A 16,353-nucleotide genomic window follows, 5' to 3' on the forward strand; every position below is an offset into this window, starting at 1 on the left:
CCATGACGTCGTCCCGTGAGGACCGCATCGCGGCGCTGCCCGCTCACCTGCAGGAAGCGCTGCGCCGCCGGATGGCCGGGATCTCCGGCCGCGCGCCGGAGATCCCGGCCGCCGCCGACCGTTCCGGCCCCGTGCCCCTTTCGTCCGCGCAACGCAGGCTGTGGTTCTTCAGCCAGCTCCGCCCGGACGATCCCGAATACAACAGCGCGTTCGCCCTGCGCCTGACCGGCGAGCTAGACGTCGAGGCGTTGGCGACGGCGTTGCGGTTGCTGGTCGCCCGGCACGAACCGTTGCGCACGACCTTCCACGAGGTCGACGGCGAGCCCCGGCAGCTCGTTCAGCCGCCGTATGAGGTGGCGCTTCCGGTGGTGGATGCCGCGCCGGAAGACCTCGACGCTGTTCTGAAGGCGGAGTATTCGCGGCCGTTCGATCTCACGCACGGGCCGTTGCTGCGTGCGGTGCTCGTGCGCCTTGGTCTGGCTGAGCACGTGCTGCTGGTGTGTGTGCACCACATCGCCACCGACGGCGTGTCGATGGGCGTGCTGACCGAAGAACTCGGCCTCCTTTATCAGGACGGCGAGCGCGCGGACCTGCCTGCGCAGCCGTTGCAGTACGCGGATTTCGCGCTGTGGCAACACAATCGACCGACCCGCGCGGCCGGGCTGGAGCACTGGACCCGGCAGCTGACCGGGGTGGCTCCGCTGGAGCTGCCGACTGATCGGTCGCGTCCGGCCGCCCGCAGCACGGCGGGCGCGGTGCGCGAGTTCGGCGTCCCCTCCGACGTCGCCCGCCGGCTCGCGGAACTGGCGCGGACCTCGGAAACCACGTTGTTCACCGTGCTGTTCGCGGCCTGCCAGGCGCTCTTCGCGCGCTACACCGGCCAGGAGGACATCGCGCTCGGCACCGTCGTTTCCGGCCGGGACCGCCCGGAGCTGGAGCGGGTGGTCGGGTTCTTCGTCAACACGGTCGTCCTGCGCTCGGAGGTGGACCGGTCCGCGTCGTTCGCCGACCACCTGGCGGCGGCGCGGCAGACCGTCCTCGACGCTTTCGCCCACGACGACGTGCCGTTCGAGGAAGTGGTCGACGCGGTGCACGCGGGCCGGGACCCCGGGCGCAACCCGTTGTTCGACGTCATGGTGCTGCTTCACAACGCGGGCGCCGGGCCGGCGTTCCCGGGGCTTTCCGCCGAACTGGCCGGGGTGACGCGGGATTCGGCCAACTTCGACCTCACCGTCGAGTTCGAGGAATCCGACGGCCGCCTCGCCGGGCTCGTGGAGTACAGCACCGAACTGTTCGAGGTCGGGACGATCGACCGGCTGATCGCGCACCTGCTGCGGCTGCTGGCCGGGGTCAGTGCCGACCCGGGCCGCCGGATCGCCGATCTTCCGCTGACCACCGAGACCGAGGAAGCCCAGCTGCTCGGCTGGCGCGGCCCGGTCATCGACGTCCCGAACGGCACGATCGTCGACCTGCTCGACCACCAGGCCAGGACCCAGCCGACGGCGACCGCGCTCGTCTGCGGCGACGTCCGGCTGAGCTTCGCCGAACTCGCCGCCCGCACCGACGTGCTCGCCGCGGATCTGGCGGGCCGGGGAGCGGGGCCGGACCGGGTGGTGGCGGTGCTGCTCCCGCGCTCGGCCGACGCGATCATCGCGCTGTTCGCCGTGCTCAAGGCCGGGGCGGTGCACCAGTCGATCGATCCCGGCCTGCCCGCCGAACGGATCGAGGTGCTGCTGGCCGACACGCGGCCGGTGGTGGTGCTGGACCGCATCGGCGGCTTCACCGACGGCCCGCGCCCAGCCGCGCCGCAGCCGTCGGATGCCGCCTACGTCATCCACACGTCCGGTTCGACCGGCACGCCCAAGGGCGTCGTGGTCGAGCACGCGGCCTTGGTGAACCTGCTGGTCAACCACCGCGCAGCGTTCGGCCGCGAGCGGTTGCGGGTGGCGCTCACGGCATCGCTGTCGTTCGACACGTCATGGGAAGGGCCGCTGCTGCTGGCCGACGGGCACGAGCTGCACCTGATCAGCGACGAAACCCGGCTCGACCCGGCCGCGTTGACCCGCTACGTCCGCGACGAGCGCATCGGCTTCCTCGACGTGACCCCGTCCTACCTGCGGCAATTGCTGCCCGCCGGACTGCTTGCGGGCGAGCAGCGGCCGCGGTTCCTGATGGTCGGCGGCGAAGCCATCGGCGAGAGCCTGTGGCACGAACTGGCCGGATCCGGGGTAGCCGCCGGAAACTACTACGGCCCGACCGAGTCCACTGTGGACGCGACGTGGGCTCGGGTGACCGGAGGCCGGCCGTCGATCGGCCGTCCGCTGGGGAATGTCGGGGCGTACGTCCTCGACGACCAGCTCCGGCTGGTCCCGGCCGGAGTCCCGGGCGAACTCTGCCTCGCCGGAGCCCAGCTCGCGCGCGGCTACCTCGGTCGGCCCGGCTTGACCGCAGACCGGTTCGTGGCGAATCCCTTCGGTGCGCCCGGAACCCGCCTCTACCGGACCGGCGACCGCGCCCGCTGGACCGCCGACGGCAGGCTGGAGCACCTCGGCCGGACCGACGACCAGATCAAGGTCCGCGGCTTCCGCATCGAGCCCGGCGAGGTCGAGACCGCCCTGCGCGCCCAGCCGGGTGTGATCGATGCGGCCGTCGACGCGCGTGATGGCCGACTCGTCGCGTATATCGTCGGCGAGCCCGCTGACTTGCGGAGTGAACTGACTGCGGTTCTGCCCGCGCACCTCATTCCCTCCGTGTTCGTCCGGCTCGACCAGCTTCCGCTGACCCGGCACGGCAAACTGGACCGCCTGGCGCTCCCCGAACCGGAGATTTCCGCGTCAGCGCAGTACGTCGCCCCGCGAGACGAGCGGGAACAGCTGGTGACCGACGTCTGGGCCGAGGTGCTCGGCCTGGAACGCGTCGGCGTCGAAGACGATTTCTTCGCTCTCGGCGGCGATTCGCTGCTCGGCATCCGGGTGGTCGCGCGGCTGCGGGCCGAACTCGGCGCCGACGTCCCTGCCCGGCTCGTTTTCACCGCGCCGACCCCGGCGCTGCTGGCCGCACAGCTGCCGGCCGCGTCCGCGCCGCAGGAAGCGATCCCGCTCCTGCCTCGCGGCGACGGACCGTTCGAAGCACCGCTTTCCTTTGCCCAGCAACGACTCTGGTTCCTCGACGAGTTCGACCCGGGCAGCACCGAGTACGTCTCGCCGACCGCACTGCGGTTGCGCGGCGACCTGGACGTGCCTGCTTTGAACCAGGCCCTCACCGCGTTGGTGGCCCGGCACGAATCCCTGCGAACGACCTTCGCGACAGTCGACGGCCGCGGCGTGCAGATCGTCCACCCGCCGCACGCCGTCGATCTCCAAGCGGCCGACGGCGACCTCGAGACGGCGCTGGCCGGCGCGACCGGACCGGTCGACCTGCACACCGGCCCGCTGCTGCGCGCCGCGCTCACCCGGCTCGGCCCCGGCGACCATGTCCTCACGCTGGTGCTGCACCACATCGTCACCGACGGCTGGTCCTCGGGCGTGCTCCTGAGCGAACTCGCGACCCTGTACTCCGCGTTCACTCGCGACGAGGAACCGGGATTGCCGCCCCTGCCGGTCCACTACGCCGATTACGCCGTCTGGCAACGAAACCGCACCGACTTCGACAGCCAGCTCAGCTACTGGCGGCATCGTCTCGCCGGTCTCGAACCGCTGGAACTGCCTACTGACCGCCCGCGCCCGGCAGTCCGCACGAAGAACGGCGCACTGCACGAGTTCAGCGTCCCGGTCGGCACCACCGCGCGCCTCGCGGAGCTGTCGCGGCAGCAGGGCAGCACGCTCTTCATGACCCTGCTCGCCGCCTGCCAGCTGCTGTTCGCGAGATGGTCCGGGCAGGACGACGTCGCGGTCGGCACGGTCGTGTCCGGCCGGGAACGCACCGAGCTGGAAGGCCTGATCGGCTTCTTCGCCAACACCCTCGTCCTGCGGTCCACTGTGGACCTGACCCGGGGCTTCGCCGAGTTCCTCGGCGAAGTCCGCGACACCGTGCTCGACGCGTTCGCGCACCAGGACGTCCCATTCGACCGCGTCGTGGACGACGTCCAGCCCGAACGCGATCCCAGCCGCACCCCGTTGTGCCAGGTCATGGTCGTGCTGCACAACACCCCGGACGCCCGCCCCGCGCTGCCCGGCCTTGCCGTCGAGGAGGTCGCGCCGCCGATCGTGACCGCCGGCTTCGACCTGGCGATCCACTTCCAGCAGACCGCGGGGCGGCTCGACGCGGTGGTCAACTACAACACCGACCTGTTCGACGCCGCCACGATCGAACGGCTGAGCAACTGGCTGCGCATCCTGCTGGCCGGAATCGCCGCGACCCCGCAGCAGGCGCTCGGCCGGTTGCCGTGGATCACCGCCGACGAGCGCGACCGCGTCTTGCGAGGCTGGAACCCCACCGCCGTCGCGGCTCCGGAACCGACGCTGCACCGGCTGTTCGCCGCCCAAGCCGCCCGCACCCCGCACGCCGTCGCGGTGACCTGCGAAGGCGTCGAACTGACCTACCGCGAGCTGGACCGGCGGGCCAACCGCCTGGCGCACCGGCTGATCGCCGAGGGCGCCGGCCCGGAGCGACTGGTGGCCCTGCGGCTGCCGCGCTCCGCGGACCTGGTCGTCGGGATCCTCGCGGTGCTGAAGTCCGGCGCGGGATTTCTGCCGATCGACCCGGACTACCCGCCCGCGCGGATCGAGGCGATGCTGGCCGACGCGCAACCGGTGTGCGTCGTGGACACGATCGCGGCCGACGGCTTGCCCGAGACCGATCCCGGCGTGCGGGTCCGGCCGGAGAACACCGCGTACGTCATCTACACCTCCGGCTCCACCGGCGTGCCCAAGGGCGTCCTCGTCCCGCACGCGAACGTGACCCGGCTGTTCTCCTCGACCGAACACTGGTTCGGCTTCAGCGACCAGGACGTCTGGACACTGTTCCACTCCTACGCGTTCGACTTCTCGGTCTGGGAGCTGTGGGGTGCGCTGCTGCACGGCGGCCGCCTGGTGGTGGTTCCGGCCGACACAGTCCGTTCGCCGGAGGAGTTCCTGGCCCTGCTGGCCGAACAGCGGGTGACCGTGCTCAACCAGACGCCGTCGGCGTTCTACCGGCTCGGCGCGCTGCCGTCCGCGCCGTTGAGCCTGCGATACGTGATCTTCGGCGGCGAGGCCCTCGATCCGGTGCGCCTGGAGGAATGGCGACGGCGGCATCCGGACGGACCGCAGCTGGTCAACATGTACGGCATCACCGAAACCACCGTGCACGTGACGTACCGCGTACTCGACGACCGCGCCACCGTGGGTGTGCCGATCCCGGACCTGCGCGCTTACGTCCTGGACGCCTGCCTCGAACCGGTGCCGCCCGGCGTCACCGGCGAGCTGTACGTCGCGGGCGCGGGCCTGGCACGCGGCTACCTCAATCGGCCCGGTCTGACCGCGTCCCGGTTCGTCGCGGACCCGTTCGGCGCGCCGGGCACCCGGATGTATCGCACCGGAGACTTGCTGTGCTGGACCGCGGACGGCGAGCTGGCCTACCGGGGCCGGGCCGATCACCAGGTCAAGATCCGCGGTTTCCGCATCGAGCTGGGCGAGGTCGAGGCGGCGCTGTCCGCGCATCCGGACGTGACCGGCGCGGTGGCGGTCGCGCACGGCACCGGGGATGCCCGGCGGCTGGTCGCGTACCTCACCGGGACGGTGCCGGGGACCACGGTGCTGCGCGAGTACCTTGCCCGCTCGCTGCCCGCGCACATGATCCCGGCGGTGTTCGTCGCGCTGGACGAACTGCCGCTCAACGCGAACGGCAAGCTCGACCACCGCGCACTTCCCGCACCCGGCGTGCGTGTCGAGAACCGTTACGTGGCAGCGCGTACCGAGAACGAGACTGTGCTGGCCGAGGTCTGGTCGGCGGTGCTCGGCGTCGACCAGGTCGGCGTCGAGGACAACTTCTTCGGGCTCGGCGGCGACTCGATCCTCAGCATCCAGGTCGTCTCCCGAGCCCGCCAGGCCGGATTGACGCTGACGTCGAAGGACCTTTTCCAGCATCAGACCATCGCGGAACTGGGCCGGGTCGTCACCACCGGCGGACCCGTCGCGCAGGCGCCGGAGCAGGCCGGCCCCGCGCCGCTCGGGCCGATCCAGTCGTGGCTGTTCGCGCACCTGGCCGAGCCGTGGCGGCTGACCATGTCTGTCCATCTTGTACTGTCCTCGGTGGACGTTTCGCTGCTCACAGCCGCGATCGCTGACGTCACTGGCCGTCATGCCGCATTGCGGATGCGATTCTCCACAGTGGACGGCGGCTGGCAGCAGGAACCGATTGCCACGGAACCGGCGGACATCCTTCGGCACGCCGATCTGTCCGAAGTGGACGATGCGGTCGCGGTAATGCACGACGAGGCAGTGTGCGCACAGACCTCTTTGGACATCGTCAACGGCCCGGTGTGGCGTGCGGTCCTGTTCACCTTCCGCGACCGTCCGCCGCAGCTGTTCCTCACCGCGCACCACCTCGTCATGGACGGCGTTTCCTGGCGCGTCCTGCTGGGCGACCTCGAACGCGCCTACCGAGGCGAACCGCTGGAACCGACGGGCAGCTCGTTCACCCACTGGGCGAGGACGCTCGCCGACCACGTCCGCACCGGCGGCCTGGACGGCGAAGCCGAGCACTGGGGGAGTGTGCTGCGCGGCGCCGAGACCGAGCTTCCGGTCGACCGCTCCGGACGCAACACCGCCGAATCGGCGCGCTCGGTGTCGGTTTCCCTTGGCAAGACTGAGACTTCCGCGCTGCTGCAGGACGTTCCCGGCGCGTACCGGACCGAGGTCAACGACGTCCTGCTGAGCGCCCTCGCCCGCGTGCTGGCGCGCTGGACGGGCCGGTCTCAGGTCGTGCTCGAGATGGAAGGCCACGGCCGCGAGGACGTCGCCGCACCGCTCGACCTGTCCCGGACGATCGGCTGGTTCACCGCGCAGTACCCGGTCGCGCTGACCGTGCCCGGCGATGGCTGGGACGAGATCCTCAAGTCCGTCAAGGAGCAACTGCGCGCCATCCCGAACAAGGGCGTCGGCTACGAAGCTCTGCGCTACCTGAGCGATTCCCCGCTGAGGAACGACCCGACACCGCAGATCTCGTTCAACTACCACGGCCGCTGGGATGTCGGAACCGCAGAGGACGGGCTCTACCAAGGGCGCGGGGAAATCCTCGGCCACGATTCCGCTCCGGACAGCGTCCGCCCGTATCTGCTGGACGTCGTCGGCGTGGTCGAATCCGGCGAACTGCACCTGACCTGGGAGTACTCGGAAGAGGTGCACGAGGAGACGACCGTTCGCGGCCTGGCCGAGGCGACCGTCGAAGCGTTGCGGGAGATCATCGCGCACTGCGCCTCAGCCAGCGGCCGTACGCCGTCGGACTTCCCGCTCGCCCGGCTCGACCAGGCGACGGTGGACCGGCTGGCCGGAGACGGCCGCGAGGTCGAGGACATCTACCCGCTGACCGCACTGCAGGCGGGCATGGTGTTCCACAGCCTGGTCGACAGCGGGTCGAGCGCGTACTTCGACCAGTTCCGCCTGCGGCTGGCCGGGGTCCGGGACCCGCGCGCGCTGGGCGAAGCCTGGCAGCGCGTGGTGGACCGAACGCCGATCCTGCGCAGCAGCACGGTGTGGGACGGCGTCGACGAGCCGGTGCAGCGCGTTCATCGCGGGGTCCGCGTCCCGGTCGGACAGCACGACTGGCGCGGGCTCGCTCCGGAAGCGCAGCAAGCCGAGCTGGCGAAACTGCTCGAAGCAGACCTGGCCGCGGGCATGGATCTGACGACGCCGCCGTTGATGCGCCTGGAGATCGCCCGGCTGACCGACGACGAGGTGCAGCTGCTCTGGACCTCGCACCACGTCCTGCTTGACGGCTGGAGCGCCGCCCAGGTCTTCGGCGAGGTCTGCGAGCAGTACTCGGCGATTGTCGAAGGCACGCCAGCGAAACTGACGCCGCGCCGGCCATTCCGCGACTACCTCGCGTGGCTCGCCGCGCAGGACCGCGCTGCGGCGGAGGAGCATTGGCGGGAGGTCCTCGACGGCTTCGCCGCGCCGACTCCGCTGCCGTACGACCGCCGTCCCCGCGAGGCACACCGCGCGGAATCCGGGGCGACGCTGCTGGTCGAGCTGTCCGCCGAAGAGTCGGCGGAACTGCGCGAGATGGCGAAAACCGCCGCACTGACGGTCAACTCCGTCGTGCAGGGTGCGTGGGCGTTGCTGCTCGCGCGTTACAGCGGCGAGCCGGACGTCTTGTTCGGCACCACGGTTTCCGGACGGCCGCCCGAATTGCCTGGCGTCGAAGCGATGATCGGGATGTTCATCAACACCGTGCCGACGCGGGTCGAAGTCCGGAATGGACAGTCGGCCGCCGAATGGCTGCGCGCGATCCAGGCCGAACAGGCGGACGCGCGCCGGTACGACTTCCTGGCGCTGTCGCAGCTGCAGACCTTCACCGGAGTGCCGGCGGGCGCGGCGTTGTTCGACAGCGTGGTGGTCTTCGAGAACTATCCGATCGAAGACAGCGGTCAGGACGGCGTCCGGGTGCTGGACGTCGAATCGCTGGACACCACGAGCTACCCGCTGAACCTCACCGCTTACCTCCACGATCGGCTCGGGCTCGAACTGTCCTACGACCCGAAGCTGTTCGACGAAGCCACCGCGCGGCGATTGGCCGGGCACCTCGCCCAACTGGTGCGGGCGATCGCCGCTGAGCCGGACCGTCGCGTCGGCTCGCTCTCGCCGCTCACCGCGGACGAGCGAAACCACGTGCTGGCCCTCGGACATGGCGATACGGCCGAACTCCCTGCTGAGACGGTCCTGGACGTCTTCGACGCGACCGTCGCGCGCATGCCGCACGAGACCGCGTTGATCTTCCACGACACCGTCCTGGACTACGCGGAGGTCGACGCCCGCGCCACGCGACTGGCGGAGGAGTTGATCGAACGGGGCGCCGGGCCGGAGCGAGTGGTGGCCGTCATGCTGCCGCGCTCGGCCGAGGCAGTCATCGCGTTCCTGGCGATTTTCAAGGCCGGCGCGGTGTATTTGCCGATCGACGCGGATTTGCCGGAGGAACGCGTCCGCTTTCTGCTGAACGACGCGCGCCCGGTGGTCGTGCTGGGCAGGCCGGACGAGAGTTACGCGCCGCCGGCGTCGCTCTCGAAGCGGCCGGACGCGGACACCGCCGCGTATGTCATCTACACCTCGGGCTCGACGGGCACGCCGAAGGGCGTCGTGGTCGAGCACCGTGCGTTGGTGAACCTGCTGGTCGCGCACCGGGCGATCTTCCTCGACCGCGGCCGGGAGCGGACGGCGCTCACCGCGTCGCTGGCCTTCGACGCGTCCTGGGAACCGTTGCTGGCCATGATCGACGGCCACGAGCTGCACGTGCTGGACGACGACACCCGGCTCGACCCGCTCGCCCTGGTCCGCGCGGTCCGCGCGCACGGGCTCAACCTGCTCGACCTCACCCCGGCTTACCTTCAGCAGCTGCTGGACGCCGGGTTGGCGACCGGCGAAGTCCGGCCGCGCACGGTGATCACCGGCGGTGAGGCGGCCACCGAAACGCTGTGGAAGCAGCTGGCCGCCGCGGACGTCACCGGCCACAACTACTACGGCCCGACAGAAGCGACCGTCGACTCGATCCACGCGCCGGTGGTCGGGGAGCAGCCGCTGATCGGCCGCCCGCTGACGAACTTCCGCGCCTACGTCCTCGGCGACACCGGCGAACCCGTGCCGCCCGGCCTGCCCGGCGAACTGTTCCTCGCCGGACCGCAGCTCGCGCGCGGCTACCTCGGCCGGCCGGGACTGACCGCGGACCGGTTCGTCGCGGATCCGTTCGGCCCGCCGGGGGAGCGGATGTACCGCACCGGCGACCAGGTCCGCTGGACCGCCGAGGGCTCGCTCGACTATCTCGGCCGCGTCGACGACCAGGTCAAGATCCGCGGCTTCCGGGTCGAGCCAGGCGAGATCGAGACGGTGCTGCGGCGGCATCCGGCGATTGCCGACGTCACCGTCGTCGCCCGGGAAGGCCGTCTTGTCGCCTACGTCGTCGGAGAAGCGCGGGGCTTGCGCGAGTGGACGCGCGAGCGGCTGCCGGAGCACCTGGTCCCGTCGGCGTTCGTGGCGCTGGACGCGCTGCCGCTCAACCGGAACGGCAAGCTCGACCGCCGCGCGCTGCCCGCCCCCGGCCGCGCCGGAACCGCCGAGTACGTCGCGCCGCGGACCGCCGCCGAACAGCGGCTGGCCGCGATCTGGGCCGACGTCCTCGGAATCGACCGCGTGGGGGCCGACGACAGTTTCTTCGAACTCGGCGGCGATTCGATCCTCAGCATGCGGATCACCTCGCGGGTGCGCGCGGAGTTCGGTGTCGAAGTGTCGCCGCGGATGCTCTTCTCCGCACCGACGCTCAGCCAGTTCGCCGCCGAACTCCCTGCCCAGCCGGCGGATGCGGAGGCGATCCCGGTCGTCGCCCGCGACGGTGCGCTGCCGTTGTCGTTCGCGCAGCAACGGTTGTGGTTCCTGGACGAATTCGAGCCCGGCGGCCGGGAATACATTTCGCCCAGCGCATTGCGCTTGCGCGGTGAACTCGACCTCGATGCGTTGCGGCAGGCCTTGAACACGGTCGTCGCCCGGCACGAGTCGCTCCGCACCACCTTTGACGCGATCGAAGGCCATCCCGTTCAGATCGTCCACGAGCCCGCGCCGATCGAGCTCCCGGTGGAGGACTTCGACGAGGCGGTGCTGGCCCGCGAAGCACTCCGGCCCTTCGACCTGCGCACCGGCCCGCTGCTGCGCGCCTGGTTGTTCCGGGAGGAGTCCGGCGACCACGTCCTGCTGCTGGTGCTGCACCACATCGTCACCGACGGCTGGTCGGCCGGAGTTTTGGCCGCCGAACTGGACACCTGCTACTCCGCGTACGTCCGCGGCGAGGAGCCGAAACTGCCCGCACTGCCGGTGCAGTACGCGGATTTCGCCGCCTGGCAACGGGATTTCCTCGACAGCCCCGACCTCGACGAGCAACTCGACCACTGGCGGGACCGGCTCGCCGGGCTCGCACCGCTCGAACTGCCCACCGACCGGCCGCGTCCGGCGGTCCGCACGAGCGAGGGGGACTGGTTCGGGTTCCCCATCCCCGCCGAGGTCGCCGCGAACCTCCGCGAACTCGCGAGCGCGCAGCACGGCACCCTCTTCATGACGCTGGTCGCGGCCTTCCAGGTCGTGCTGGCGCGCTGGTGCGGGCAGGAGGACATCGCGGTCGGCACGGTCGCGGCGGGTCGCGAGCGGGCCGAGCTGGAACGCCTGATCGGCTTCTTCGTCAACACCCTCGTCCTGCGGTCCACAGTGGACTCAAGCGGGTCGTTCCGGGAGTTTCTCGGCGACGTGCGCGACACGGTGCTCGACGCTTTCGCCCACCAGGACGTGCCTTTCGACCGCGTGGTGGACGCCGCCCAGCCGGTCCGCGATCCGAGCCGGACGCCGCTGTTCCAGGCGATGGTGGTGCTGCAGAACACCGGCGACCGGCCGGGCGGCGGCGCGCTGGTCGCCGAGGAGGTCGCCCTGCCCGCGACGACCGCGACGTTCGACCTGCTCGTGCAATTCGAGGAGGACGGCGGCGCGATGCACGCCGCGATCAACTACTCCACCGGCCTGTTCGACGCGGAGACGATCGAGCGGTTCGCCGGTCGATTGCTGACCGCGCTGACTGTTCTCGCTGCTCAGCCGGACCAGCCGATGGCATCGCTGCCGCTCCTGCCGCAGTCCGAAGTGGACCAATTGCGGGTGTGGAACGACACCGCGGCGACAGACTCGACGGCGTCCCTGGCCGAGCTGTTCGAAGCCCAGGCCGCGCGCACGCCGGACGCTCCCGCGCTGGTGTCCGCGCGCGGGGAGATCACCTTCGCCGAGCTGAACGCGCGGGCGAACCGGCTGGCCCGGCTGCTGGCCGAGCGGGGTTCGGGGCCGGAACGGATCGTCGCCGTCCGGCTGCCGCGCTCGGTCGCTCTCGTCGTCGCCGAGCTGGCGATTTCGAAGACCGGCGCCGCGTTCCTCCCCGTCGACCCGGGCTATCCCGCCGAACGCGTCGAGTTCATGCTGCGCGACGCCGGCCCGGTCCTCGTCGTGGACGAGGACCTCGACGCCGCGGAGTACCCGGACACGAACCTCGGCGTCCCGGTCGACCCGGAGCGGGCGGCGTACGTGATCTACACGTCCGGTTCGACCGGTCGGCCCAAGGGCGTCGTCGTGCCGAACGCCGGGCTGGCGACGCTCGCCGCCGCCGCGATCGGCCATTTCCAGGTCCGCCCCGGCGACCGGGTGCTGGCGTTCAGCTCGCCCAGCTTCGACGCCGCGGTCGTGGAAGTCTGCCTGGCGCTGGCCGCGGGCGCCGCGCTCGTCGTCCCGCCCGAGGGCCCGCTGCTCGGCGCGCACCTGGCCGAGGTGCTGACCGGGCACCGGGTCACGCAAGCGGTGTTCCCGCCGGTCGCGCTGGCCACGGTGCCGGACGTGCCGCTGCCGGACCTGCGCACGGTGGTCGTGGCCGGCGACGTGTGCCCGGCCGAGCTGGTCGCCCGCTGGGCGCCGGGGCGGCGGATGATCAACGCGTACGGGCCCACCGAGTGCACGGTCGCGACTTCGTGGAGCGAACCGCTGTCGCCGGGCGGCCCGCCGCCGATCGGCAAGCCGATCCGGAACACCGAGACGTACGTGCTGGACGCCGGGCTGCGGCAGGCGCCGATCGGGTCGACGGGCGAGCTGTACGTCCGCAGCGCCGGACTGGCCCGCGGATACCTGTCCCGGCCGGGGCTGACCGCCGACCGGTTCGTGGCGAACCCCTTCGGCCCGCCGGGATCGCGGATGTACCGCACCGGCGACGTCGTCCGGCAGACGGCGGCGGGCGACCTGGAATTCGCCGGACGCGTCGACCACCAGGTCAAGATCCGCGGGTTCCGCGTCGAGCTGGGCGAGATCGAGGCGGCGCTGCGGCGGCATCCGGAGGTGCGCGAGGCCGTCGTGGTGGCCGGGGAAGCCGCCGGGTACAAGCGATTGATCGCGTATGTCGTCGGCGAAACCGCTCAGCTGCGCTCGTTCCTGGGCGAGACGCTGCCGGACTACCTGGTCCCGTCGGTGTTCGTGCCGCTGGAGGCGATTCCGGTGAGTCCGAACGGGAAGATCGACCGCGCCGCGCTTCCGGCTCCGGACCTGTCGGAGCTGCCGACCGCCGAGTACGTCGCTCCCGGCACCGAACTGGAGGAGCTGCTGGCGAACGTCTGGGCCGAGGTGCTCGGAATCCCGCGGGTCGGCGCTACGGACAACTTCTTCGAACTCGGCGGCGATTCGCTGCTGAGCATCCAGGTCGTGCACCGCGCCCGGCAGGCCGGGCTGGCGATGCGCTCGAAAGACCTGTTCACGCACCAGACGGTCGCGGAGCTGGCGAGCGTGGTCCAGCCTGCCGACGCGGCCGAGGACGATCGCGAGGCCGTGGTCGGGGCCGTTCCGCTGACCCCGATCCAGCGCTGGTTCCTCGACGCCGCGCCGGCGAATCCCGCGCATTTCAACCAGTCCGTGCTGATCGAGCTGAACGGCCCGGTCGACGAGGAAACCCTGCGGCAGGCGATCGACGCGCTGGTCGATCAGCACGATGCCCTGCGCCTGCGCTTCGAGCGGACTGCCGACGGGTGGACCCAGCACAACGACCCCGTCGATTCCTGTTCTGTCCTGCGCCGGGTGTCCGCCGCGGACCTCGAGCGGGCGGCCGACGACGCTCAGGCGAGCTTCGATCTGGCTCAGCCGCCGCATCTGCGGGCCCTCCTGTCGGAGGCCGACGAGAACCCGCTGCTTTTCCTGGTCGCGCACCATCTGGTCGTCGACGCCGTTTCGTGGGGCATCCTGCTGGAGGATCTCGAACGGGCCTACCGGCAGATCGAAGCCGGGGAAAAGCCCGACCTGGGGCCGAAGACGACGTCCTTCCGGGACTGGGCGCGGCGGCTGCGGGAGTTCGCCGAATCCGGTGCGCTGGACGGCGAGCGTCCGCACTGGGCTCGTGACTTGCCTGGCTGTGAGATCCCGGTGGATCGCGTGGGCGCCGCTCCGGAGCCGCAGGAGCTGGTGACCATCCGCGTCGGCGAGCGCGACACCGACGCCTTGCTGCACCTCGCTCCCGGTGCGTACCGGACGCGGATCAACGACGTTCTGCTGACCGCGCTGGCCTGGACTTTGACGCGCTGGAGCGGCGAGTCCGCGGTGGCGGTCGACCTCGAGGGCCACGGGCGGGAGGAGATCCTGGACGACGTCGACCTGACCCGGACTGTCGGGTGGTTCACGACGCTGTTCCCGGTCGCGTTGTCGGTGGATCCGGCCGCGGGCTGGCGGGAGCTGGTGAAATCGGTCCGGCGGCAGCTGCGGGCGGTGCCGGGGAACGGGTTCGGGCACGGGGTTCTGCGGGCCTTCCGGTTCCCCGAGCTGGGCCGGTCTTCGCCGCGGGTCGCGTTCAACTACCTGGGGCAGGGGGAGAACACCGGGACCGGGGACGGGTTGTTCCTGCGGTCGCTTCCGCCGCTGGGCCGGGACCAGGATCCGGCGAACCGGTCGCTCCATGCGCTCGAAGTGGTCGGCGGAGTGCGGGAGGGGCAACTGGAGTTTTCGTGGTTCTACCAGCCGGATCAGCACACGCGGGCGACTGTGGCCGCGGTGGCGGCGGGGTTCGTCGACGCGTTGCGGGCTATCGCGGCGGATTGCCGGGGCGGTGACCGATGAGCGCGGGTGTGGGCAGCCACGAGCCGAGACCGCGGTCGGTCGGCTGCGCGGGTTTCCGCGCCGTCTCCGTTTGCGGGCAGCTTGCGCGTTATCGCCGTCTGCTGCGGGGAGAGCGGGCTATGCGCGGGATCAGCGGGTGCCGGTTGTCGTGGGACGGCCGGACTGCGGCTTGTCTTGCGGGGTTTTCGCGTGGTTTCGGGGGTGGTGGGGCGTGAGCGGGATTGGCGGCCGTCGTGGGTGGCGATTGTGGTGGGTCGGCCAGACCGCGACTTGTCTCGCGGGGGGTTCGCGTGGTGGCTTCGAGGGAGGCGGGGCATGAGCGGGATCGCGGGCAATCGCGACTATCGGCTTCTCTGGACCGGTCAGGTCGTTTCCGAGGCCGGGTTCAGCACGACCACCATCGCGTTTCCCTTGCTGGTGCTGGCGCTCACCGGGTCGGCGGCCCAGTCCGGGCTGGTGCTCGGGGCGGTCGCGATCAGTCAGCTTGTGGCCGGGTTGCCTGCCGGGGCGTTAGTGGATCGGTGGCATCGCAAGCGGATCATGCTGTGCTGCGAGGCCGCGCAGGCGGTCGCCGCGGGCGGGCTGGTGCTCGCGTTGTACTGGGGCGTCGCGGATGTGTGGATGCTTGTCGTGGTGGCGATCGTGATGGGGCTGAGCCGGGCGTTGTTCGAACCGGCCGAGGAGGCCAGCCTGCCGCGGTTGGTGGCTGAGGAGCAGGTGCCCTCCGCGGTGGCGATGAATGCCGCCAGGACCAGTGCGGGGCAGTTGTCCGGGACTGCGCTGGGCGGGTTCCTCTTCGCGGTGGGGCGGGTTGTACCGTTCCTCTTCGACTTGGTCGCGCACGTGTTCGCGTTCGTGTCCTTGGTGTTCGTGCGGTTGCCTCGGCAGCCGGAGCGGGCCGAGGACGCGCCGCCGAAGCATCTCGGGCGGGAGATCGTCGAGGGGCTTCGGTGGGTGTGGTCACGGCCTGCGTTGCGGGCGACTGTGTTGTGCGTGGTCATTTTGAATCTGTTCTTTTCCGCTTATTATTTGGTGATCATCGTGCTGGCCAATGAGCGGGGGGTGCCTGCGGGGGAGATCGGCGTGATGGCGGCGATGTTGGGCGCTGGAGGGATTCTCGGGTCGTTGGCCGCGCCGTATCTGCATCGGTGGCTGAGTGCGTACGGGCTGGTTATCGGGGTGTTCTGGGCGTTGACCGTGCTGACCCCGCTTGCTGTGTTCGTCCATAATGGATATGTGATGGGGGCGTTGTTCGCGGCTATTGCGTTTTTGCCTCCTGCTGCCAATACTGCTATTGCTACTTATCAGCTTCTGTCCACTCCGGACGGGTTGCGCGGGCGGCTCGGGGGAGTGCTCGGGGTTACCGGCGGGCTGGCCGCTGCGGCCGGGCCTGCGCTGGGCGGGTGGTTGGTGGAGGCGTTGCCCGCGGCGTCCGCGGTGCTGGCTTGTACCGGGTCGATTGCCGTGGTGACTCTCTTGACAACGTTCAGCGGGACTTTGCGGGGGTTGCCTGCCGCGCCTCGGGTTCGCGAGCTTGAAGAGACTTCTGGTCAGTGACAGA

Annotated in this window: 2 protein-coding genes; both read left to right on the plus strand. The window is 70.7% G+C overall.

The features are described from left to right. Positions 1–2 precede the first annotated feature (2 nt). Entirely contained in the window at positions 3–14,792 is a 14,790-nt protein-coding gene (locus ABD156_RS15085; protein ID WP_344272585.1) for a non-ribosomal peptide synthetase, read from the plus strand. Between the two features lie 315 nt (positions 14,793–15,107). Further along, positions 15,108–16,349 carry an MFS transporter gene (locus ABD156_RS15090; RefSeq protein ID WP_344272588.1) on the plus strand — a complete coding sequence of 414 codons (1,242 nt, stop codon included), beginning with the start codon at positions 15,108–15,110 and terminating at the stop codon, positions 16,347–16,349. The last annotated feature ends 4 nt before the right edge of the window (positions 16,350–16,353 follow it).

The organism is Amycolatopsis albidoflavus (assembly GCF_039525725.1).
Classification (GTDB): domain Bacteria; phylum Actinomycetota; class Actinomycetes; order Mycobacteriales; family Pseudonocardiaceae; genus Amycolatopsis; species Amycolatopsis albidoflava.